The 22,940-nt window shown below is 45.1% G+C and carries 16 protein-coding genes, 2 tRNA genes and 3 rRNA genes; 6 read left to right on the top strand and 15 right to left on the bottom strand.

Annotated elements, in window-relative coordinates:
• The first annotated feature begins 245 nt into the window (after positions 1 to 245).
• Positions 246 to 1,124 (top strand): pirin family protein, encoded by an 879-nt coding sequence (locus HFU86_RS01000; RefSeq protein WP_187128544.1) that lies wholly within the window; start codon positions 246 to 248, stop codon positions 1,122 to 1,124.
• Between the two features lie 32 nt (positions 1,125 to 1,156).
• Here HFU86_RS01000 and HFU86_RS00995 read toward each other — a convergent pair whose 3' ends face one another.
• The 3 genes from HFU86_RS00995 to sodA form a co-directional block, all read right to left on the bottom strand.
• On the bottom strand, positions 1,157 to 2,062 hold the full coding sequence (locus tag HFU86_RS00995; protein ID WP_132497199.1) for a LysR substrate-binding domain-containing protein: 906 nt from the start codon (positions 2,060 to 2,062) through the stop codon (positions 1,157 to 1,159).
• A 36-nt stretch (positions 2,063 to 2,098) separates the two neighbouring features.
• Entirely contained in the window at positions 2,099 to 2,779 is a 681-nt protein-coding gene (gene yiiM, locus HFU86_RS00990; RefSeq protein WP_132497205.1) for a 6-hydroxyaminopurine reductase, read from the bottom strand.
• A 142-nt stretch (positions 2,780 to 2,921) separates the two neighbouring features.
• Positions 2,922 to 3,548, bottom strand: coding sequence for a superoxide dismutase [Mn] (gene sodA / locus HFU86_RS00985; RefSeq protein WP_132497200.1), 627 nt, complete (start codon positions 3,546 to 3,548; stop codon positions 2,922 to 2,924).
• A gap of 397 nt (positions 3,549 to 3,945) precedes the next feature.
• Between sodA and acs the strand changes: the two genes are divergently transcribed.
• The 3 genes from acs (at position 3,946) to actP (ending at position 8,063) form a co-directional block, all read left to right on the top strand.
• Positions 3,946 to 5,901 (top strand): acetate--CoA ligase, encoded by a 1,956-nt coding sequence (gene acs, locus HFU86_RS00980; protein ID WP_187128543.1) that lies wholly within the window; start codon positions 3,946 to 3,948, stop codon positions 5,899 to 5,901.
• Positions 5,902 to 6,105: 204 nt separating this feature from the next.
• On the top strand, positions 6,106 to 6,417 hold the full coding sequence (locus tag HFU86_RS00975) for a DUF485 domain-containing protein (protein WP_006663518.1): 312 nt from the start codon (positions 6,106 to 6,108) through the stop codon (positions 6,415 to 6,417).
• Complete coding sequence (gene actP, locus HFU86_RS00970; protein WP_036950135.1) at positions 6,414 to 8,063, top strand: cation/acetate symporter ActP; 1,650 nt, start codon at positions 6,414 to 6,416, stop codon at positions 8,061 to 8,063. The genes HFU86_RS00975 and actP overlap by 4 nt, the downstream gene beginning before the upstream one ends.
• 58 nt (positions 8,064 to 8,121) lie before the next feature.
• On the opposite strand, the gene HFU86_RS00965 is transcribed toward actP, so the two are convergent.
• The 6 genes from HFU86_RS00965 to HFU86_RS00940 form a co-directional block, all read right to left on the bottom strand.
• Positions 8,122 to 8,550 (bottom strand): hypothetical protein, encoded by a 429-nt coding sequence (locus tag HFU86_RS00965; protein ID WP_187128542.1) that lies wholly within the window; start codon positions 8,548 to 8,550, stop codon positions 8,122 to 8,124.
• Positions 8,551 to 8,947: 397 nt separating this feature from the next.
• A 5S ribosomal RNA gene (gene rrf, locus HFU86_RS00960) occupies positions 8,948 to 9,063 on the bottom strand.
• A 142-nt stretch (positions 9,064 to 9,205) separates the two neighbouring features.
• A 23S ribosomal RNA gene (locus HFU86_RS00955) occupies positions 9,206 to 12,111 on the bottom strand.
• Positions 12,112 to 12,312: 201 nt separating this feature from the next.
• Positions 12,313 to 12,388 (bottom strand) — tRNA-Ala (locus HFU86_RS00950).
• 133 nt (positions 12,389 to 12,521) lie between these two features.
• Positions 12,522 to 12,598 (bottom strand) — tRNA-Ile (locus tag HFU86_RS00945).
• Positions 12,599 to 12,663: 65 nt separating this feature from the next.
• Positions 12,664 to 14,203, bottom strand: a 16S ribosomal RNA gene (locus tag HFU86_RS00940).
• Together the 16S, 23S and 5S rRNA genes with 2 tRNA genes alongside form the textbook arrangement of a ribosomal RNA operon.
• 529 nt (positions 14,204 to 14,732) lie before the next feature.
• Here HFU86_RS00940 and HFU86_RS00935 point away from each other — a divergent pair.
• Positions 14,733 to 15,425 (top strand): FadR/GntR family transcriptional regulator, encoded by a 693-nt coding sequence (locus HFU86_RS00935; RefSeq protein ID WP_132496967.1) that lies wholly within the window; start codon positions 14,733 to 14,735, stop codon positions 15,423 to 15,425.
• Between the two features lie 45 nt (positions 15,426 to 15,470).
• Positions 15,471 to 16,883, top strand: coding sequence for a multidrug transporter subunit MdtD (gene mdtD / locus HFU86_RS00930; protein ID WP_187128541.1), 1,413 nt, complete (start codon positions 15,471 to 15,473; stop codon positions 16,881 to 16,883).
• Here mdtD and rbsR read toward each other — a convergent pair.
• The 6 genes from rbsR to rbsD all read right to left on the bottom strand — a co-directional run bounded on the left by rbsR (position 16,880) and on the right by rbsD (position 22,766).
• Positions 16,880 to 17,881: a ribose operon transcriptional repressor RbsR gene (gene rbsR / locus HFU86_RS00925; RefSeq protein ID WP_187128540.1), complete on the bottom strand. Its 1,002-nt coding sequence runs from the start codon at positions 17,879 to 17,881 to the stop codon at positions 16,880 to 16,882. The genes mdtD and rbsR overlap by 4 nt on opposite strands.
• Positions 17,882 to 17,890: 9 nt before the next feature.
• Positions 17,891 to 18,814 carry a ribokinase gene (gene rbsK / locus HFU86_RS00920; RefSeq protein WP_132496969.1) on the bottom strand — a complete coding sequence of 308 codons (924 nt, stop codon included), beginning with the start codon at positions 18,812 to 18,814 and terminating at the stop codon, positions 17,891 to 17,893.
• A 121-nt stretch (positions 18,815 to 18,935) separates the two neighbouring features.
• Positions 18,936 to 19,826, bottom strand: coding sequence for a ribose ABC transporter substrate-binding protein RbsB (gene rbsB, locus HFU86_RS00915; RefSeq protein ID WP_132496970.1), 891 nt, complete (start codon positions 19,824 to 19,826; stop codon positions 18,936 to 18,938).
• Positions 19,827 to 19,865: 39 nt separating this feature from the next.
• Positions 19,866 to 20,828, bottom strand: a complete 963-nt coding sequence (rbsC, locus tag HFU86_RS00910) for a ribose ABC transporter permease (RefSeq protein WP_036950589.1) — start codon at positions 20,826 to 20,828, stop codon at positions 19,866 to 19,868.
• On the bottom strand, positions 20,825 to 22,339 hold the full coding sequence (gene rbsA, locus HFU86_RS00905; RefSeq protein ID WP_187128539.1) for a ribose ABC transporter ATP-binding protein RbsA: 1,515 nt from the start codon (positions 22,337 to 22,339) through the stop codon (positions 20,825 to 20,827). Before rbsA ends, rbsC begins: the two co-directional genes overlap by 4 nt.
• Positions 22,340 to 22,346: 7 nt before the next feature.
• Positions 22,347 to 22,766, bottom strand: a complete 420-nt coding sequence (rbsD, locus tag HFU86_RS00900) for a D-ribose pyranase (RefSeq protein WP_187128538.1) — start codon at positions 22,764 to 22,766, stop codon at positions 22,347 to 22,349.
• Between the last annotated feature and the right edge of the window lie 174 nt (positions 22,767 to 22,940).

The following is a 22,940-nucleotide window of genomic DNA, read 5'->3' as shown; positions in this document are numbered from 1 at the left end:
ATAAAGTCGTAAACATTATTAGGTTAGAAAATAGAACACTGACTGGCTCTTTTTCTTGCTGATTACAGTAATACACCGATTTTTAGCTGAGTAGTCCGGATTTTGGTAAACTCTGTCCTATAAATAGGATAATAGCCCTAATCCTGTTGTCCTGTTTTTGCAACAATGAAACCTATTTTTGCTACTACTCGTCCTCTGCTGACTCTTCTATTATTTGCTCATCAAACAAATTTAGGAGTCACACCATGAAAAAGATTATTGGTATTTATCAATCCCCACGTAGCCACTGGGTTGGTGATGGTTTCCCTGTTCGCTCCATGTTTAGTTATAGCAACCACGGGAAATACCTGAACCCATTCTTACTGTTGGACAGAGCGGGGCCGCACCCATTCCCAGCATCTGAAGGGGATAATCGTGGTGTTGGCGAGCATCCACATAAAGGCTTTGAAACCGTCACCATCGTGTATGACGGCGAAGTGGCTCACCACGACTCTACGGGAGAAGGTGGGGTTATCGGACCAGGTGATGTGCAGTGGATGACAGCGGCATCAGGAATACTTCATCAAGAATATCAATCTGATAACTTTATGAAAAATGGCGGTACTTTGGATATGGTGCAGTTGTGGGTCAACTTACCCGCTAAAGATAAGCTGGCTGCACCGGGTTACCAATTGCTGACTCGCGATGCTATCCCGACCATTAACTTACCGAATGAGGCGGGCACATTACGGGTCATTGCAGGCGACTATCTAGGCAACACAGGCGCCGCACGCACATTTACCGCCCTTGATGTTTGGGATCTGCGTCTGAATAAAGGGAAAGTCGTGGGACTGCCAACAAAAACGGGTCGCAATGTTGGACTGGTGATGTTGAAAGGCAGCTTATTTGTGGATGGTCATACTGCATTGAATGAAGGTGAGTTGATGATCCTTGATGCTACTGATAGCAATGTGCTGTTAGAAGCCACCACCGATGAAGCTTTAGTGCTGCTGCTCAGCGGTGATCCTATCGATGAGCCAGTGGTGGGATATGGCCCATTCGTCATGAATACGAGCCAAGAAATAAACGAAGCCGTGAATGATTTTAATAGCGGTAAATTTGGTCGGATCCCGAATGCCAGCTAACCATAAAGTCCTCTGAATTTTTTCAGGGGACTTTATTTTTTCCCTGCCGCCATATTCTCAGCCAAATAAGTGAGAAATAACTGAACTGCGGGTAACAACCCTTTACGGGAAGGGTACACCGCATGAATGATATCTTCTGGAAACTGCCAATCTGGCAACACTTCCACCAATTCACCACTTTTTAACTCATTTTCAACCACACCTCGGGGTATACGAGCAATCCCCAGCCCTCTTACCGCAGCACGATATAACGTTAAAATATCGGTGGTTGCTAGCTTGGGAGTGACATGCACTGTCACACTGAGATCATCACTATTTTTTAAAGATAGCGAATAACGCTGTGAATGCTCCGTATTGGCAAGAACAGGGTAATCCACCAGCTGTTCAGGGGTTGATGGCTCCCCTTTTTCACGAAAAACATTTGGGCTAGCAACTAATATCCGCCGAGAATACCCCAACACTTTCATCATCATTCCAGAATCATCCAGGGGTAATGAACGTACGCGTAATGCCAAATCCAACCCTTCGCTGATCACATCGACGGGGCGGTTAACTGCCAGAATTTGCACATCGATATCAGGATATTTTTCCATAAAATCAATCAGTAAATCCTGCAAATAGACTTGTAATAAAGTAACGGGGCAAGAGAGCTTAATAGTACCTTTGGGATGTGTTTGTACTGAGCAAATCAGTTCATGGGCGATATCAGCTTCTTCCACGACATTCTTACATTGCTGATAAAAAACTTGCCCAATATCAGTGACATGAAATTGCCGTGTTGATCGATAAATCAGTGAGACATTTAGTTTTTGCTCTAAGTCGGCAATACGACGACTGAGTTTTGATTTTGGGATCCCAAGCGCCGCACCTGCTTGAGAAAAACCACCATGTTCAACGACTTTAACGAAATAATAGAGGTCATTTAAATCGTACTGCATGCTGTTTTCCTCAATCCTAATGACAGTGATAAACCATCAGCCGCGTCGACCAAATAAACGGTGGCTAAACTCTTCAATTTTATGATGCTCTAACCGATTTTGCATCGTCAGGCTCCAACTCGCCGATAGCCCCGCCGCAGACAATAATCGACGGTATAACTCTTCATCATACGGCGCATGGAAAGCTATCATAATCGCTTCTTGCATCGAGACATCACTATTACGGCTCAGTAGTTTAAGTGGGGTATCCGCACCGACACTACCGCCTTTAATCACTCGGTACAACCAGCCGCAACGACCTTCGTCCTGCATCACTTGAGCAAAATTTTCTACACCCGTTAACCCATTGAGTTTATAGCAAGGGGAACGCGGCTGAGTAACTTGAATGCGTGCATCACCCCAAGCATAAATATCACCGATAAAAACGTTTTCTTCGGTCATTCCTTGAGTTGACAGGTTTTCACCAAAAGCGGAAGGAAGGAATAAATCCTCTAATTGCGGGTATCGTTGTCGCCAAAATTCATAATGTTCTTGCGGGTAATGACATAACGCTCTATCAGGCCCACCGTGAAAACGCGTTTCTGCTTGTTCATCCCCTTCAATGCCTAAGCTGTTTAAAGTTAATACCCCATCCACAGCTCGCTTATGAATAGCGCTAACTCCACAATGGGCTGTGCTTTGAATGGTACCAATAAAAACTTGAGGATGTATTTTCACCGTTTTGCTCCCGATAACCCCGCCAGAAAGAGTTTTCATCATAAAGAATGACCATAGAGATAACAACGTTATACCGACGGTAAAAACAAAAAACGCGACTCCTAAGAACCGCGCTTATTAAAAAAATCAGTTAGCAAAAAAATTACTTGGTTTTTTCTGCGAAGCGTTTTGCTGCTTCATCCCAGTTCACAACTGACCAGAAAGCTTTGATGTAGTCAGGGCGACGGTTTTGATATTTCAGGTAGTAAGCGTGCTCCCAAACATCTAAACCAAGGATTGGGTAACCTGAAGCGCCGGAAATTGCTTCACCCATTAATGGGCTGTCTTGGTTTGCAGTAGAAACCACAGCCAGTTTGCCATCGGCTTTTAATACCAGCCACGCCCAACCAGAACCAAAACGGGAAGCTGCGGCTTTTTCAAACAGATCTTTAAAGGCATCAACGCTACCAAAGTCACGCTCAATAGCGGCTTTCAGTTCGCCTTGCAGTTCAGTACCTAATTTTAACCCTTTCCAGAACAGGCTATGGTTTGAGTGGCCGCCCGCGTTATTACGTACAAAAGTACGTTGATCTGCGGGGATTTGGTCTAATTTTTGGATTAACACATCAATATCTAAACCCGCCAATTCAGGCAGTTTTTCTAAGGCGGTATTGGTGTTATTCACGTAAGTTTGGTGGTGCTTGGTGTGATGGATTTCCATGGTTTGTTTATCAAAATGAGGTTCCAGCGCATCGTAAGCATAAGGTAAAGCAGGTAATGTATAACTCATATTGTTTGTCTCCAGTGACTTATCTTTCTACCTCACAGACTGAATTAGGATTTCAGTAACTGCGTGTTTTTAACCACGCACCCATTATAGTTATTTTAGTGTTAATGAAAATCATTATCATATCCATGTGAATTCTGTGGATTTTTCCAACAACTATCATCAATAGATTATTCAGTAACTAATACCACTATAATTCGCCTTTGTTTTTCTTTAATTCTAATGTTAGTTATATTTTTGAATTTTTATTTCAATCATGGATTTAGCATCAAATGATCATACTGCAAATCCCATTACTATTAATACGTGATCTTCCGCTCAAAAGAAAAACAAAGTAACCATCCATACTTCAGTTAACTGTTTTTTGACATACTATTAACATCTGCAAGGAGATAATAATATGACACAAATAACTAAACATCCCGTTCCTGCTAATATTGCTAAAAATGCCCTGATAAACGAACAACAGTATAACGATGAGTACCAACGCTCGATTCAAGACCCCGAAGGATTTTGGGGCGAAAAAGGGAAAATCGTTGATTGGATTAAACCTTACACTCGCGTTAAGAACACCTCATTTGACCCAGGGCACGTCAATATCCGCTGGTTCGAAGATGGCACCTTAAACCTGAGCGCTAACTGTTTAGACCGTCACCTAGCCACTCGTGGCGACCAAACCGCTATCATCTGGGAAGGTGATGACCCTAACCAATCAAAAAATATCACTTACCGTGAGCTGCACCATGATGTGTGCCAGTTCGCAAACGTTCTTAAGAAGCAAGGCATCCACAAAGGGGATGTCGTCGCTATCTATATGCCAATGGTGGTTGAAGCCGCTGTCGCGATGCTGGCATGTGCGCGTATCGGTGCTATCCATACCGTCATCTTTGCGGGATTCTCCCCTGAGGCAGTCTCTGGGCGCGTTATTGACTGTAAAGCTAAGCTTATCATCACCTCTGATGAAGGCTTGCGTGCAGGTCGCGCTATTCCACTGAAAAAGAACGTGGACGATGCACTGCAAAACCCACAAGTCACTACCGTCGCGAATGTGATTGTTTACCGCCGTACAGGTAATGCACCAAGCTGGGTTGAAGGCCGTGACCTTTGGTGGCACGACGTTATCCAAGGCGTAAGCGCAGATTGCCCACCGGAAGAGGTTAATGCAGAAGATCCGCTGTTTATTCTCTACACTTCCGGCTCCACAGGTAAACCTAAAGGGGTTCTCCACACCACGGGCGGTTATCTGGTTTATGCAACGCTGACATTCAAATACACCTTTGATTATCATGAAAATGAAGTCTACTGGTGTACGGCGGATGTGGGCTGGGTAACGGGTCATAGCTATCTGCTTTATGGACCGTTATCTAATGGTGCAAAAACCTTAATGTTCGAAGGTGTGCCAAATTATCCAGCGGTTAACCGCATGGCTCAAGTCGTTGATAAGCACCAAGTCAATATCCTATATACCGCACCAACTGCTATTCGTGCACTGATGGCGGAAGGTGATAAAGCGATTGAAGGTACCCAGCGCGATTCTCTACGTATTTTGGGATCGGTCGGTGAGCCAATCAACCCAGAAGCGTGGGAATGGTTCTACAAGAAAATGGGGAACAGCCGCTGCCCAGTGGTTGATACATGGTGGCAAACGGAAACCGGTGGTTTCATGATCACACCACTGCCGGGTGCAACGATGTTAAAACCAGGTTCAGCAACACTGCCATTCTTTGGCGTTCGCCCTGCATTGGTTGATAACCTTGGTGAGCCTATCGATGGTGCAACAGAAGGTAACTTAGTCATTGTGGATTCTTGGCCGGGTCAAGCTCGTACCCTGTTTGGGGACCATGAACGTTTCGAACAAACCTATTTCTCCACCTTTAAAGGAATGTACTTTAGTGGTGATGGTGCGCGTCGTGATGAAGATGGCTATTACTGGATCACTGGTCGTGTTGATGACGTGCTGAATATTTCAGGTCACCGTTTAGGGACAGCAGAAATTGAATCTGCCCTCGTTTCACATCCGAAGGTTGCTGAAGCTGCTGTCGTGGGTATTCCTCATAGCATCAAAGGGCAGGCAATCTATGCCTATGTCACGTTGATTTCCGGCGAGGAACCATCCCCAGAGTTGTACACTGAAGTGCGTAATTGGGTTCGTAAAGAAATTGGTCCGATTGCCACGCCAGACGTTTTGCATTGGACAGATTCTTTACCGAAAACGCGTTCCGGTAAGATAATGCGCCGTATCCTACGAAAAATTGCATCAGGTGATACCAGTAATTTTGGAGATACTTCCACACTGGCAGATCCAGGTGTTGTCGAAAAACTGCTCGAAGAAAAACAGTCAATGAGTATCTCGTAGCTATATAAATAGTTGTGTAGATAGCTCATGGCACTACAGGTCGCCTTCGGGCGACCTAAAATCAATACTCAGCATCACTCAATCAGCAGAAAATAGAGTCTGACCGAATACCCAGTTAATTCCTTGGGTAGCCATGTGTCGCCCTAAAATCCGCCTTTGAGCTATCAGAGTATGCCAATAATACAATAACAGAGGAGAACTCTGATGAATGCTACTGCTTACGAAAAGGTCGAGGCGAACCCTCTCTTTCAAGAATTAGTGAGAAAACGTAGTCGCTTTTCATGGTTGTTATCTGCAATAACGTTAGTTCTGTATGTTGGTTTTATCTTTCTTATCGCGTTTGATCCAAGCTGGCTAGGTACCCCAATCACTGAAGGTTCCTACATCACCCGCGGTATTCCTGTGGGCGTTGGGCTGATTGTGATCTCGTTTATCTTAACGGGTTTATATGTCATCCGCGCTAACAGTGAATTTGACCGCTTAACCGCCGAAATCTTAAAAGAGGTAGAAAAATGAAAGTCTTGCTCTCACTTATTCTGTTTTTTACCTCGTCAATGGCGTTCGCTGATGCCCTGACAGGCGATGTTGAGCGTCAACCTGTCAATATCCAAGCCATTGTGATGTTCTTGCTGTTTGTGGGTTTTACGCTTTATATCACTTACTGGGCTTCAAAAAGAACTCGCTCTCGCTCTGATTACTATACCGCCGGCGGAAAAATTACAGGGTTCCAAAATGGAATGGCAATTGCGGGTGACTTTATGTCCGCAGCTTCATTCTTAGGGATCTCGGCTCTAGTTTATACTTCGGGATACGATGGGCTTATCTATTCCATCGGCTTCTTAATTGGCTGGCCAATTATTCTGTTCTTAATTGCCGAGCGCTTACGAAATTTAGGTCGCTATACTTTCGCGGATGTCGCGTCATATCGATTACAACAAAGACCTATCCGCATTCTGTCTGCAATGGGCTCCTTAGTGGTTGTGGCACTGTACCTAATCGCTCAGATGGTTGGGGCAGGAAAGCTGATAGAGCTGTTATTTGGGCTTAACTATCATATTGCTGTCGTGATTGTTGGGATATTGATGGTGCTGTATGTGCTATTCGGTGGGATGCTCGCAACCACATGGGTACAGATCATCAAAGCCATTTTGTTACTCGCAGGCGCAACCTTTATGGCTGTTATGGTCATGAAACATGTCGGCTTCAACTTCAATACGTTATTTAAAGAAGCCGTTGAAGTACATAAAAATGGTATCGCCATTATGAGCCCCGGAGGACTGGTTTCCGACCCAATATCCGCCTTGTCTCTTGGATTGGCCTTGATGTTTGGTACAGCAGGTTTACCTCACATCATTATGCGCTTCTTCACCGTTAGCGATGCAAAAGAAGCTCGTAAGAGCGTATTCTACGCGACTGGATTTATCGGTTACTTCTACATTCTGACATTTATCATCGGTTTTGGAGCTATCGTTCTGGTTAGTTCAAACCCTGACTTTAAAGATGCAGCTGGCGCCTTAATCGGTGGTACCAACATGGCAGCGGTACACCTCGCCGATGCTGTAGGTGGAAACTTCTTCCTTGGGTTTATCTCTGCGGTTGCTTTCGCCACCATTCTCGCGGTTGTTGCTGGTTTAACGTTGGCGGGTGCGTCTGCGGTTTCCCACGACCTGTATGCGATGGCGATTAAAAATGGTAAAGCCGATGAACGCGATGAATTGCGCGTATCAAAAATTACCGTGGTGATCCTTGGCTTCGTAGCGATTGGTTTAGGAATTTTGTTCGAGAAACAAAATATCGCCTTCATGGTGGGCTTAGCCTTCTCTATTGCAGCAAGCTGTAACTTCCCAATTATCTTGCTATCAATGTATTGGAGTAAGTTAACTACGCGGGGAGCTCTTGCAGGTGGTTGGTTAGGCTTGATAACCGCAGTCGTACTCATGATCTTAGGCCCAACAATCTGGGTGACTATTCTGCATCATGAAAAACCAATTTACCCTTATGAATACCCAGCATTCTTCTCGTTGATTGTCGCGTTTACGGCATCTTGGCTATTCTCAGTCACCGATAATTCAGAGAGAGGTAAAATGGAAAGAGCCCGCTTTAAAGAGCAGTTTGTACGCTCACAAATTGGCTTAGGTATTGAGCAAGGCAAATCTCACTAAATTCATCGATAGAAACAAAAAAGCGACTCAAATGAGTCGCTTTTTTTAATGCTTATACTTAATTGGCGTAAGCGCGTTTTTCTATTGCTAACCAATCTTCGACTAAAGCATAAAAGCCTTGAGGGTTACTTTGCTTTTCAGCGAGTAACTTTTGATACTCCGCTTTATCTTTAGGTGTATAACGCGAAAGCAATTGCTCCAACATAGGGCGTTTATCGACAAACTTAGCCCCTATTCTAAAGCTTTTATATAAACCAGCGACAATTCCAATACTAAGAACAACCACTGAAACAATTGCCATAGCATTGTTCTCTAATCCAAGGTAATTTTTCACCATCACGAGTAAAGAGAAGGGCACAAAAAACATCACTAACAGTGAAAGGATAATGGCGCCATCTTGTCCATTGTTAAATTCATTCTCTTGCTGTTTATTCACAGAAATAATCTGCTCAAAAATCTGGCTATTGTTACTTTTCATTTTATTCATATAACCCACCTATTTGATGAATGCTCATCTTCTTTCTGCTAAATTTAACAATTCAGCATCTTAATTGATTAAAAATAACCATTTTTAATAGTATATGAACAATATAATTAAACATCAATTTAACAATTCTTACCTATTATATTTTACATTAGAGTCATTATGGGAAGGTACAGAGTAAAAAGTAGAGAAGGAATAATGTGTTAGATGTTTAAATGATAATCAATTAATTTCTATGAGCGATTATTAATTTTAATCAATGGTAAGAATCGTGCTTCTATTGCAGCCTTTTTATGGCTAACTTTTATAATTAGGATCGTAGCAAGCTGACTCTTGCCAATTTTCAGTACCTCCAAACGCAAAAAAGCCACCCAATGGGTGGCTTCTCGGCTAATTTAATGTCTGGCAGTTCCCTACTCTCACATGGGGAGACCCCACACTACCATCGGCGCTACGGCGTTTCACTTCTGAGTTCGGCATGGGGTCAGGTGGGACCACCGCGCTATTGCCGCCAGACAAATTCTGTTTATTCCCGTCTAAGTTTTTTCTTAAACCAGAACTTCAATCCTGAACAAGCTGTGTGTCCTTCACCTTTCGGCTTCTCACTTGCTTTGAAAATCAACTCAATCTCTCATCCCAAAAACACCTTCGGTGTTGTCAGGTTAAGCCTCACGGTTCATTAGTATTGGTTAGCTCAACGTATCGCTACGCTTACACACCCAACCTATCAACGTCTTAGTCTTAAACGTTCCTTTAGGACCCTTAAAGAGTCAGGGAAGACTCATCTCAAGGCAAGTTTCCCGCTTAGATGCTTTCAGCGGTTATCTCTTCCGCACTTAGCTACCGGGCAATGCCATTGGCATGACAACCCGAACACCAGTGGTGCGTCCACTCCGGTCCTCTCGTACTAGGAGCAGCCCCTTTCAATCTTCCAACGCCCACGGCAGATAGGGACCGAACTGTCTCACGACGTTCTAAACCCAGCTCGCGTACCACTTTAAACGGCGAACAGCCGTACCCTTGGGACCTACTTCAGCCCCAGGATGTGATGAGCCGACATCGAGGTGCCAAACACCGCCGTCGATATGAACTCTTGGGCGGTATCAGCCTGTTATCCCCGGAGTACCTTTTATCCGTTGAGCGATGGCCCTTCCATACAGAACCACCGGATCACTAAGACCTACTTTCGTACCTGCTCGAGCCGTCACTCTCGCAGTCAAGCTGGCTTATGCCTTTGCACTAACCGCATGATGTCCGACCATGCTTAGCCAACCTTCGTGCTCCTCCGTTACTCTTTGGGAGGAGACCGCCCCAGTCAAACTACCCACCAGACACTGTCCGCACCCCAGATAATGGGGCTACGTTAGAACATCAAACATTAAAGGGTGGTATTTCAAGGTTGGCTCCACGCAGACTGGCGTCCACGCTTCGAAGCCTCCCACCTATCCTACACATCAAGGCTCAATGTTCAGTGTCAAGCTATAGTAAAGGTTCACGGGGTCTTTCCGTCTTGCCGCGGGTACACTGCATCTTCACAGCGAGTTCAATTTCACTGAGTCTCGGGTGGAGACAGCCTGGCCATCATTACGCCATTCGTGCAGGTCGGAACTTACCCGACAAGGAATTTCGCTACCTTAGGACCGTTATAGTTACGGCCGCCGTTTACTGGGGCTTCGATCAAGAGCTTCTCCTTACGGATAACCCCATCAATTAACCTTCCAGCACCGGGCAGGCGTCACACCGTATACGTCCACTTTCGTGTTTGCACAGTGCTGTGTTTTTAATAAACAGTTGCAGCCAGCTGGTATCTGCGACTGGCTTCAGCTCCATGGGTAAACCACTTCACCTAATGCCAGCGTGCCTTCTCCCGAAGTTACGGCACCATTTTGCCTAGTTCCTTCACCCGAGTTCTCTCAAGCGCCTGAGTATTCTCTACCTGACCACCTGTGTCGGTTTGGGGTACGATTAATGATAATCTAGAGCTTAGAGGCTTTTCCTGGAAGCGGGGTATAAGCTACTTCGCCACCGTAGTGACTCGTCATCAGACCTCAGCATATAGTGAACCGGATTTGCCTAATTCACCTGCCTACATCCTTAAACCGGGACAACCGTCGCCCGGCCAGCCTAACCTTCTCCGTCCCCCCATCGCAATTATCACCAGTACGGGAATATTAACCCGTTTCCCATCGACTACGCATTTCTGCCTCGCCTTAGGGGTCGACTCACCCTGCCCCGATTAACGTTGGACAGGAACCCTTGGTCTTCCGGCGTGCGGGTTTTTCACCCGCATTATCGTTACTTATGTCAGCATTCGCACTTCTGATACCTCCAGCATGCCTCACAGCACACCTTCACAGGCTTACAGAACGCTCCCCTACCCAACAATATTTACATATCGCTGCCGCAGCTTCGGTGCATAGTTTAGCCCCGTTACATCTTCCGCGCAGGCCGACTCGACCAGTGAGCTATTACGCTTTCTTTAAATGATGGCTGCTTCTAAGCCAACATCCTGGCTGTCTGAGCCTTCCCACTTCGTTTCCCACTTAACTATGACTTTGGGACCTTAGCTGGCGGTCTGGGTTGTTTCCCTCTTCACGACGAACGTTAGCACCCGCCGTGTGTCTCCCGTGATAACATTCTTCGGTATTCGTAGTTTGCATCGAGTTGGTAAGTCGGGATGACCCCCTAGTCGAAACAGTGCTCTACCCCCGAAGATGAGTTCACGAGGCGCTACCTAAATAGCTTTCGGGGAGAACCAGCTATCTCCCGGTTTGATTGGCCTTTCACCCCCAGCCACAAGTCATCCGCTAATTTTTCAACATTAGTCGGTTCGGTCCTCCAGTTAGTGTTACCCAACCTTCAACCTGCCCATGGCTAGATCACCGGGTTTCGGGTCTATACCCTGCAACTCATTCGCCCAGTTAAGACTCGGTTTCCCTACGGCTCCCCTATACGGTTAACCTTGCTACAGAATATAAGTCGCTGACCCATTATACAAAAGGTACGCAGTCACACCATAAAGGTGCTCCCACTGCTTGTACGTACACGGTTTCAGGTTCTATTTCACTCCCCTCGCCGGGGTTCTTTTCGCCTTTCCCTCACGGTACTGGTTCACTATCGGTCAATCAGGAGTATTTAGCCTTGGAGGATGGTCCCCCCATATTCAGACAGGATAACACGTGTCCCGCCCTACTCGTCGAGTTCACAACACTAACACCTTCGGATACGGGGCTATCACCCTTTACTGCCGGCCTTTCCAGACCGTTCTCCTGATGCTAATGCTGATTAAGACTCTGGGCTGCTCCCCGTTCGCTCGCCGCTACTAGGGGAATCTCGGTTGATTTCTTTTCCTCGAGGTACTGAGATGTTTCAGTTCCCTCGGTTCGCTTCGTTTGACTATGTATTCATCAAACGATAGTGCAACGAATTGCACTGGGTTTCCCCATTCGGAAATCGTCGGTTGTAACGGTTCATATCACCTTACCGACGCTTATCGCAGATTAGCACGTCCTTCATCGCCTCTGATTGCCTAGGCATCCACCGTGTACGCTTAGTCGCTTAACCTCACAACCCGAAGGTGTCTTTACCAACTGACCCGACGGTCAATTGAACACATTCACGTTGAGATTTTTGAGAGACTCTCACATTGTTTAAGCGATAAACAATGTGCGTTGTTTTCAATTTTCAGCTTGTTCCAGATTGTTAAAGAGCATAATTATTCGCAATAGACTATTTCTAATCTATTCTGAATAATCAGAAAGTTTATGGTGGAGCTAAGCGGGATCGAACCGCTGACCTCCTGCGTGCAAGGCAGGCGCTCTCCCAGCTGAGCTATAGCCCCATAAAGGTAATTCCAGTATCGATTATCCTTTATATGATTTCTCATTATAAAGTCTTTTTTCTTAGGCAAGGCGTGGGTTAGCGAAGTTTACATAAGTAAACGAGCTGAGCCACAACACAGCATAAGAGAAAAGTGGTAGGCCTGAGTGGACTTGAACCACCGACCTCACCCTTATCAGGGGTGCGCTCTAACCACCTGAGCTACAAGCCTATCGATACCGTTACTCTATTTCATCAGACAATCTGTGTGAGCACTTCACAAGTACACTTCAATGGTAAGGAGGTGATCCAACCGCAGGTTCCCCTACGGTTACCTTGTTACGACTTCACCCCAGTCATGAATCACAAAGTGGTAAGCGCCCTCCCGAAGGTTAAGCTACCTACTTCTTTTGCAACCCACTCCCATGGTGTGACGGGCGGTGTGTACAAGGCCCGGGAACGTATTCACCGTAGCATTCTGATCTACGATTACTAGCGATTCCGACTTCATGGAGTCGAGTTGCAGACTCCAATCCGGACTACGACGTACTTTATGAGTTCCGCTTGCTCTCGCGAGGTCGCTTCTCTTTGTATACGCCATTGTAGCACGTGTGTAGCCCTACTCGTAAGGGCCATGATGACTTGACGTCATCCCCACCTTCCTCCGGTTTATCACCGGCAGTCTCCTTTGAGTTCCCGACCGAATCGCTGGCAACAAAGGATAAGGGTTGCGCTCGTTGCGGGACTTAACCCAACATTTCACAACACGAGCTGACGACAGCCATGCAGCACCTGTCTCAGAGTTCCCGAAGGCACCAAAGCATCTCTGCTAAGTTCTCTGGATGTCAAGAGTAGGTAAGGTTCTTCGCGTTGCATCGAATTAAACCACATGCTCCACCGCTTGTGCGGGCCCCCGTCAATTCATTTGAGTTTTAACCTTGCGGCCGTACTCCCCAGGCGGTCGATTTAACGCGTTAGCTCCGGAAGCCACTCCTCAAGGGAACAACCTCCAAATCGACATCGTTTACAGCGTGGACTACCAGGGTATCTAATCCTGTTTGCTCCCCACGCTTTCGCACCTGAGCGTCAGTCTTTGTCCAGGGGGCCGCCTTCGCCACCGGTATTCCTCCACATCTCTACGCATTTCACCGCTACACATGGAATTCTACCCCCCTCTACAAGACTCTAGCTGACCAGTCTTAGATGCCATTCCCAGGTTAAGCCCGGGGATTTCACATCTAACTTAATCAACCGCCTGCGTGCGCTTTACGCCCAGTAATTCCGATTAACGCTTGCACCCTCCGTATTACCGCGGCTGCTGGCACGGAGTTAGCCGGTGCTTCTTCTGTTGGTAACGTCAATCGCTGATGATATTAGCATCAACGCCTTCCTCCCAACTGAAAGTACTTTACAACCCTAAGGCCTTCTTCATACACGCGGCATGGCTGCATCAGGCTTGCGCCCATTGTGCAATATTCCCCACTGCTGCCTCCCGTAGGAGTCTGGGCCGTGTCTCAGTCCCAGTGTGGCTGATCATCCTCTCAGACCAGCTAGGGATCGTCGCCTTGGTGAGCCATTACCTCACCAACTAGCTAATCCCATATGGGTTCATCCGATAGCGCAAGGACCGAAGTTCCCCTGCTTTGCTCCTAAGAGATTATGCGGTATTAGCTACCGTTTCCAGTAGTTATCCCCCTCTATCGGGCAGATCCCCATACATTACTCACCCGTCCGCCGCTCGTCAGCGAGAAGCAAGCTTCCCCTGTTACCGCTCGACTTGCATGTGTTAGGCCTGCCGCCAGCGTTCAATCTGAGCCATGATCAAACTCTTCAATTAAAAAGCTTGATGCTCAAAGAATGTTACTGTCGTTTGATTTCCGAAGAAACCAAATTACCTATTAGTTCATATATATGAATTAACGTGTTAGTCACTCTTCAAGACTTAAAATCAAATATTTTTTTGATAGTGTCCTGTGAGTGCCCACACAGATTGTCTGATAAATTGTTAAAGAGCGGTGCGACTTAATCTTTTGATTATCGACTTTAGGTCGTTGTCGCGAGGTGTCGTATACTACGTTTTTTATTTAGAAAGTCAAGCGATTATTTTCAACTATTTTCTTTCTTCACCTCTGTTATCACGGGGCTTCGAGGTTTTCTTCGAGCTGGTTTGTCGTGACAACGGATGCGCATTATAGGGAGCTCGAAAAATCTCGCAAGTGTTTTTTTACATATTTATTTCGTTCGCGCTTTTTTTAGCCAAATATGACTTAATAGCGTAAATTACTACTGTTTTTTGACTATTTCAGCAGCAATAATTGATTTACTCACGTAACATATCATTGATTAGTATCTGTATGAGATGAATTATGGAATTGAGCAAGCAACAAAATGCCTCACAAAAAAACCTCTCTTTTATTATTGCGCAGAGTCTTGGACAGCTCATATTAAAAGGCACCTACTTATCTGACTCTATTCTTCCCAGTGAATTAGAATTATCAAAGCAGTTTAATGCCAGCCGAACCGCCATAAGAGAAGCGATTAAAACATTAGCAGCAAAAGGCATGGTTTTAGCTCGCCCTCGAATTGGTACACGAGTCATGCCCGCATCGAATTGGAACTTTCTCGACCAAGACTTATTAAATTGGTGGATTAACAGCGAAGAAAAATCGGTGGTGATTAAACACTTTCAAGTTGTTCGTCTCGCCATTGAGCCTCAAGCTTGCTATCTCGCTGCACTGAATGCCACAGAAGAACAAAAACAGTCTCTACAATTACTATCAAATGAAATGGTAACCTTAGAAAAAGAGTTCGATAGACCTCACTGGATAAAAGTTGATTTTCGTTTTCATCTCACTATCTATCGGGCGTGCTGTAATCCGTTTTTAATTTCGTTCGCGAATCTGTTTAGGTCGGTGTACCAGCTTTATTTTGATGCAATAACAGAAAATGATGCGATTGAAGTGGAACTTCATCAACAACTTGCTGATGCTATTATTAACGGCAATAGTCGTGAAGCTTACGATCTCTGCTATACCTTATTAACGACAATGAACAAATAAGCTAACAGAACGAATTCGCTCACCAAATTTATCGATAGGTAACGGATGTTTAAAACTGCTAAAAATATGTCGGGTTTGCCATGGATTGCCGCGATGGCTTTCTTTATGCAAGCGTTAGATGCCACTATATTGAATACGGCACTACCTGATATCGCCAAAAGTTTGCATCACTCCCCATTAGCGATGCAATCTGCCGTGGTGAGCTATACCCTAACAGTTGCACTGTTAATTCCGGTGAGTGGTTGGTTTGCCGATAGATTTGGTACTCGACGTATCTTTATTATTGCGGTTTCTCTGTTTTCTTTAGGATCATTGCTCTGTGCGCTTTCCCCTTCATTAACTGTGCTCGTTATTTCTCGCGTTATCCAAGGAATTGGCGGAGCAATGATGATGCCAGTGGCGCGACTCGCATTAATTCGGGCATATCCGCGCAGTGAACTTTTGCCTATTTTAAATTTTGTCACCATCCCTGGATTAGTCGGTCCCATCTTAGGGCCTCTGTTAGGTGGTATTCTCGTCACCTATGCCACATGGCATTGGATATTCATTATTAATATCCCTATTGGTGTGCTTGGGATTGTGTATGCATTAAAACATATGCCTGATTTTAAAATGCCAAAACGTAAGTTTGATACCCTTGGATTTATTTTATTTGGGTTTGGCTTGGTCATGCTTTCCGTCAGTTTGGATCTGTTTGGCGATAAATCATTATCTAGCTATATTCCTTTGGCTATTGTTCTTGGTGGTTTTCTTTGTCTTCTTCTTTATATACTTCACGCAAGGCGCATTAAGCACGCTATTATTCCGCTCAACTTATTTAAGACAAGAACCTTTTCCATCGGTATTAGCGGTAACATCGCCACTCGATTAGGTACTGGAAGCATTCCATTCTTAATGCCATTGATGCTGCAAGTGGGATTTGGTTATGAAGCGGTGGTGGCAGGAATGATGATGGCTCCACTGGCCATTGGCTCGATTACAGCAAAATCCGCAGTCACAAGAATTCTAACCCGATTTGGATACCGTAATACGCTATTTACTGTCACGGTGATTATAGGGTTGATGGTCTCGCAGTTTTCGCTGCAATCTCCAGATATGTCGATTTACCTGCTTATCGTTCCGTTGTTTGTTTTAGGGATGGTGATGTCCACCCAGTTCACTGCCATGAATACCATTTGCCTAGCGGATTTAACGGATAATAATGCTAGCGCTGGCAACAGTATGCTAGCGGTGACTCAGCAACTTTCGATTAGCTTTGGGATCGCGGTGAGCGCCACTATTTTGAGCTTTTTTGATAACCAGCCAAATAGTAATGTCGTGGATAACTTCCATTACACCTTTATTACTATTGGAGCTATCACGTTACTTTCTGCCTTTGTGTTTCTATTACTCAGTAAAACCGATGGCGATAATTTAATTAAAGGCAAAGGCAAAAAATCTGAGAAAACGCAGAATTAGCGTTTCCTCACTGATTGGCGTTCCACGAGTTTTGGCGTTAAAACTAAAACAGAGGGTTCCGCATCTGGGTTATCCATTCGATAAATAAGTTGGTTAACCGCTTGCTGACCAAGTTCGTCCTTTGGCTGATGAACAGTGGTGAGTGGTGGGATCATATAAGAAGAGAGTGCAATATCGTCATAACCAATAATGGAAATGTCGTCAGGCACTTTCATGCCTTTTTGGTAAATAGCTTGGTAAGCACCGACCGCCATCGCGTCATTCCCCGCAAAAATAGCATCTGGGGGATTCGATAACGCCAAAAGCTTATTCATCGAATCAAATCCACCTGAAAATTCAAAATCACTAAAGATAATATATTCTTCGTGGATTTTGAGGGATGCAGCCTTCATGGCATGAAGGAAACCTTGATAACGCGCTTGCGCGGGAGATTTATCTTGAGGACCGGCAATACAGGCGATTCGAGTAAACCCCGCATCGATTAAATGACGCGTGGCGATTTCACCGCCGAGGAACGAGTTATCCTGAATAATATCTCCGGCTGATTCAAACGGAGACCAGTCCATCATTACTGTAGGAACGGAGGGATAACGAGAAAATACCTCTTTGGATGGACCTTGCGCTTCAGTGCACATAATAAGAAGCCCATCGACGCGTTTTTGCAGAAGGGTTTCTAAGCTATGATCCATCCGCTTGAAATCCCCTTCCGTGTTGCACAGGATCAAACTGTAACCCAATTCGTAGCAACTACGTTCTACACCACGCACGACTTCCGCATAAAACGGGTTATTACTGGCAGTCAGTAACATTCCGATGGTATTGGTGCGGTTCATCTTCAAACTTCTCGCTAAGGCCGATGGCGCATAGTTGAGTTGTTCGATGGCACTTTTTACCCGTGAAGTGACGCTTTCGCTAACATAGCGATTTTGGTTGATAACATGGGAGACGGTGGATGTTGACACGCCAGCAAGGCGAGCAACATCTTTCATTGTTGCCACAAATTAATCCTATTGAAGAAGAAACTGGTCTATTTCATTACGCCATGGAACAGAAGGTTGTGCGCCGGGACGCGTCACTGCAATTGCAGCAGCCGCATGGGCAAAGACAATTGCATCTTCATCGGACTGACCTTCAAGTAGCGCAGTTACATACGCCCCATTGAATGTATCACCTGCTGCAATGGTGTCCACCGCTTTCACTTTAAAGCCCGGAATTATTTTGCCTTGCTTGCCAGATTCACTGAACCAAACCCCTCTGGCACCTAATGTAATCATCACTTTATTAATGCCTTTTTGATGCAGTGCTTGCGCCGCTTTTTGTGCGCCGTCTTCATCATTAACCGCGATACCCGTTAAATGCTCAGCTTCCGTTTCGTTTGGCGTGATCACATCCACCAGCGACAGTAGCGAATCAGGCAATGCTTGTGCAGGCGCAGGATTTAAGATCACTTGGGTTTGATGTTGACGCGCAATTTCAGCCGCCATTTGAACAGTTTCAATTGGCGATTCAAGTTGCATCAATAAAGCATCAGCATCGACAATTTTTTGCTGATACCCTGCCAGTCGCTCTGTGGAGAGGTGACCATTAGCCCCAGCATTAATCCCAATAATATTTTCGCCTTGCCCGTTCACATAAATGAGTGCAACACCCGTTGTTTCACCAGCAACTGAATCAATACAATCAATCTTAATCGTATCTTTTTGCAGTTGTTTTTTGATGCTGACGCCGACATCGTCATCACCGACACAAGCAATAAATGTGATATCAGCACCACTACGACCTGCGGCGACTGCTTGGTTCGCGCCTTTACCGCCAAAAGCAACTTGGTAACTATCACCTCTTACTGTTTCGCCTGGCTGGGGAAACTGTTGCACATTGAGAATGTGGTCAACGTTGATACTACCTAAAACAACCAGTTTAGCTGCTGCCATCACATTTATGTCCTTTTGCTACGCAATTAAATAAACCGCCGCTAAGTTTCACGGCGATTTATCAATCTTCTTGTTTTATCAAGAATTATTACTTTATATCGAATTGTTTTTTTACTACAAATTACTGTTTTACCACGAGTTCTAATTCAACGGGAACTGTTGCTTCGACTTTCTCGCCTTTTAATACTTTATCTGCGATCTGCACCCCAACAATACCAATTTGATCTGGGCGTTGAGCAATCGTCGCGCCTAATTTTCCACCTTGAACTGCTTTGATACCGTCATTTGTGCCATCAAAACCAACCACTAAAACGTCATCACGACCGGCAGTTTGTAATGCTCTTAACGCACCTAAAGCCATTTCATCATTTTGTGCAAAAACAGCCTGAACAGTAGGGTGCGCTGTCAGCAAGTTTTGCATAACGTTCAAGCCTTTAGTTCTGTCGAAATCCGCAGGCTGGCTCGCTAATACGTTGAATTTATGCTCTTTCGCACCCGTATTGAAACCTTCACCACGTTCACGAGCTGCCGACGTTCCAGAAATCCCTTCTAATTGAATAACTTTGGCATCATTGCCCGTTTTCTTGGCAATAAAGTCTGCCGCCATTTTTCCGCCCATACGGTTATCAGAAGCAACATGGCTCACCACTTCACCTTTGTTAGCGGCGCGGTCTAAGGTGATCACGGGGATTTTCGCTTTGTTAGCCATCAGGATAGAGTTACCTACTGCGTCAGAGTCGGTTGGGTTGATCAGCATTAATTTGGTACCACGTACCGTTAAATCTTGGACGTTCGCTAACTCTTTCGCCGGGTTATCTTGAGAATCCAAAACAATCAGTTCATAACCCAGTTTGTCCGCTTCTTTTTGTGCCGCATCTTTCATGGTCACAAAGAATGGGTTGTTCAGGGTTGAAATAACCAGCGCAATGCTCTCTTTGGCCATAGCGTTCACACTGACGGTTGCTGTTAGTGCAAAAGCGGTAAATAAAGTCGCTAATTTGTTCAGTTTCATAAGAAAATTCCTGTCGTTATCGGGTAGGGGTCAGAGTCACTATTTTTTGTTATCAACAAGTACAGCTAATAAAATCACAACGGCTTTTACGATCATTTGGTAGTTCGAGGAAATACCGAGTAAGTTCAAACCATTGTTTAAGAAACCAAGGATCAGCGCACCAATCAGCGTACCTACAATGCGCCCTTTACCACCAGCAAGGCTTGTACCACCTAGTACAACCGCAGCAATCGCATCCAATTCATAACCGTTACCCGCCATTGGCTGAGCTGAAGATAAACGTGCAACTTCAATCACACTCGCCAGCGCTGCTAATAAACCACACAGGGAGTAAACGATAATTTTAATTTTATCGACATTAATACCGGATAAGCGGGTCGCTGATTCATTTCCGCCTAACGCATAGATATAACGACCTAAGCGAGTGTGGTGCAGCATGTACCATGCCGCAGCAAAGACGATAACCATTAACCATACTGGGGTAGGAATACCTAATGGGCGACCAATACCAAACCAACCAAATAAATCAGCGTTATCACTAAAACCCGTATTGATTGGGCTGCCATCGGTATAAACACGGGTTACACCACGCAGTAATAGCATCATGACCAATGTGGCGATAAAAGCTTGGACTTTACCTTTTGCAACAATCACCCCTGTACATGCACCAATTGCAGCACCGAGCGCTAATGCTCCTGCGACAGCAACAAAGGCATTCACTTCAGCTCCGACCATCGATGCAGCTACTGCGCCTGTTAATGCCAATAGTGATCCCACAGACAAATCAATGCCCGACGTAAGAATCACTAATGTCATTCCCACCGCCATAATCGCGTTCACAGAAGTCTGTTGCAGGATGTTAAACAGGTTGTTGACCGTAAAAAAGTTAGGACTTAGGGTTGAAACAATCGCAATTAAGACTAATAGGGCGATTAAGGATTTTTGCTCCATTAGCCATGCTTTGCTGAAATAGCGTTTTGATGGTGCGGTTGTTGAACTCATGCTGTTAACTCCTGAACTGAGCCGTAATTTTTACCGACTGCGGCCGCCATTAAGGCTTCCTGCGTTGCTTCTTTGGCAGAGAATTCGCCGCTGATATGCCCTTCATGCATAACCAAAATGCGATCGCTCATCCCAATCACTTCAGGCATTTCTGAAGATACGAGGATGATACTCAGCCCTTCTTTTTTAAATTGGTTGATTAGTTGGTAGATCTCTTTTTTTGCCCCGACGTCGACACCACGGGTTGGCTCATCGAGGATAAGCACTTTCGGTCGTGTCATTAGTCCACGGGCAATAGCCACTTTTTGCTGGTTACCACCAGATAAGTTGCCAATAATTTGGTCCATGGATGGGGTTTTAATATTAAATAAGCGGATAAAATCCCCCACGGTCATCTGTTCTTCACTGTGCTTTAAGCTGCCGCCAAAACGGCTGAAATAACCTAATGCCGTTAAGGACATATTTTCTTTTACTGACATCCCCAGCACTAACCCATCGCGCTTACGGTCTTCCGAAATATAAACGATGCCGTTATTCAAGCCATCTTGCGGGGTTTTTAAGGTGACGTTTTTACCTTCTAACTGGATATTGCCAGATTTTTTCGGAGCTGCACCGTAGATGATTTTCATCAGCTCCGTACGTCCTGCGCCCATCAAACCTGAAACTCCTAGAATTTCACCGCTTTTTAGCGTGAAACTGGCATTAGTTACACCGGGACCAGAGACATTTTCAACTTGCAGGCGAATATCGCCAACAGGTACATCGACTCGCGGATATTGGTCTTCCAGTTTGCGTCCTACCATCATCTCAATCAGTTTTTCTTCTTCTAATTCACTGACGGGCTTTTCACCAATAAACTGGCCATCACGAAAAACAGTCACGTCGTCGCAAATTTCGAAGATCTCTTTTAAACGGTGAGATATATACACAATGCCGCAGCCTTGGGATTTTAAATCTTCAATCACGCGAAAGAGTGAGGCGGTTTCGGTATCGGTCAGTGCGTCTGTCGGTTCATCCATAATGATGACTTGAGACTGAAAGCTGAGAACTTTGGCAATTTCCACCATTTGTTGTTCACCGATAGATAATTCGGCGATAGTTTGGTGGCTATCGTAATCAAGGTTTAATCGCTGGAGCAGTTTGTCTGATTCGTTGAACATTTTTTTCCAGTCGATTTTGCCGAATTTGTTCACAAATTCGCGACCTAAAAAAATGTTTTCAGCGATGGTAAGTTCAGGAATTAAATTCAGTTCTTGGTGAATGATCCCAATCCCCGCTTCTTGGGAACTTTTCGGACCATTAAACGCCACTTCTTTACCAAGGTAACGGATCGCGCCCGCGTCTTTGTTGTAGATCCCCGTGAGTACTTTCATCATGGTGGATTTACCCGCACCATTTTCCCCCACCAGCGCCATCACTCGACCAGGGTAGACTTTTAAGGCGGCTCCAGAGAGAGCTTTTACACCGGGGAAGGCTTTATCAATGCCGATAAGTTCTAATAAAGGTTGCATAGTCACCTCAGAAAGTCACACCAGAACAAAGAATGATATTAGCGTATGGTGAACATTCCCCTGTTCGGATCACGGCTTTGCTTTCATGAGTACGTTGCTTGAAATGTTCATGACTGCAATAGATGACTTCAATATGATTTCCCTGCGCCGCTTCCAATTCATGAAGATGGGCTAAAATAGCTTTTTCCATTTGCGGATTTATTTTGCTGATTTCTTGAGCAAGTATCGCTTTTTCTACCTGCATTTCTTGGGTGACCACCCTCAAAACAGACATAAAATCCGGTAGCCCTTGCGTCACCGCTAGGTCGATACGTTCAGCACTGGCAGGAATGGGTAAACCTGCATCTCCCAGCGTGATATGGTCGGTATGACCGAGTTTTGCAATCACGGAAGCAACATTTGAGTTAAGCAACATACCTTTCTTCATTCTTTACCACCGTTTTTAGTCTGTTTTTTCTACTTTCGAGTTTCGGCTCTGCATGAGCGAAACGTTTCGCTTATACAATAATAGTAAAGAATAGTCACAACTCAATGTTCTTATCTTGGTTTTGTGATCACTATCGAAACGTTTCGTTAGCCTATTTTTACGCATAAAAAGCTA

This window comes from Providencia sp. JUb39 (assembly GCF_012272845.1).
Lineage (GTDB): Bacteria > Pseudomonadota > Gammaproteobacteria > Enterobacterales > Enterobacteriaceae > Providencia > Providencia lanzhouensis.
Note: the sequence above shows the minus strand (reverse complement) of the source record. Positions and strands in the feature narration are given on the sequence as shown.

Excerpts from the sequence above, each read along its gene's own strand:
- HFU86_RS01000 (WP_187128544.1), top strand. The coding sequence starts at position 246 with ATGAAAAAGATTATTGGTATTTATCAATCCCCACGTAGCCACTGGGTT.
- HFU86_RS00995 (WP_132497199.1), bottom strand. The coding sequence starts at position 2,062 with ATGCAGTACGATTTAAATGACCTCTATTATTTCGTTAAAGTCGTTGAA.
- sodA (WP_132497200.1), bottom strand. The coding sequence starts at position 3,548 with ATGAGTTATACATTACCTGCTTTACCTTATGCTTACGATGCGCTGGAA.
- acs (WP_187128543.1), top strand. The coding sequence starts at position 3,946 with ATGACACAAATAACTAAACATCCCGTTCCTGCTAATATTGCTAAAAAT.
- HFU86_RS00975 (WP_006663518.1), top strand. The coding sequence starts at position 6,106 with ATGAATGCTACTGCTTACGAAAAGGTCGAGGCGAACCCTCTCTTTCAA.
- actP (WP_036950135.1), top strand. The coding sequence starts at position 6,414 with ATGAAAGTCTTGCTCTCACTTATTCTGTTTTTTACCTCGTCAATGGCG.
- HFU86_RS00965 (WP_187128542.1), bottom strand. The coding sequence starts at position 8,550 with ATGAATAAAATGAAAAGTAACAATAGCCAGATTTTTGAGCAGATTATT.
- HFU86_RS00935 (WP_132496967.1), top strand. The coding sequence starts at position 14,733 with ATGGAATTGAGCAAGCAACAAAATGCCTCACAAAAAAACCTCTCTTTT.
- mdtD (WP_187128541.1), top strand. The coding sequence starts at position 15,471 with ATGTTTAAAACTGCTAAAAATATGTCGGGTTTGCCATGGATTGCCGCG.
- rbsK (WP_132496969.1), bottom strand. The coding sequence starts at position 18,814 with ATGGCAGCAGCTAAACTGGTTGTTTTAGGTAGTATCAACGTTGACCAC.
- rbsB (WP_132496970.1), bottom strand. The coding sequence starts at position 19,826 with ATGAAACTGAACAAATTAGCGACTTTATTTACCGCTTTTGCACTAACA.
- rbsC (WP_036950589.1), bottom strand. The coding sequence starts at position 20,828 with ATGAGTTCAACAACCGCACCATCAAAACGCTATTTCAGCAAAGCATGG.
- rbsA (WP_187128539.1), bottom strand. The coding sequence starts at position 22,339 with ATGCAACCTTTATTAGAACTTATCGGCATTGATAAAGCCTTCCCCGGT.
- rbsD (WP_187128538.1), bottom strand. The coding sequence starts at position 22,766 with ATGAAGAAAGGTATGTTGCTTAACTCAAATGTTGCTTCCGTGATTGCA.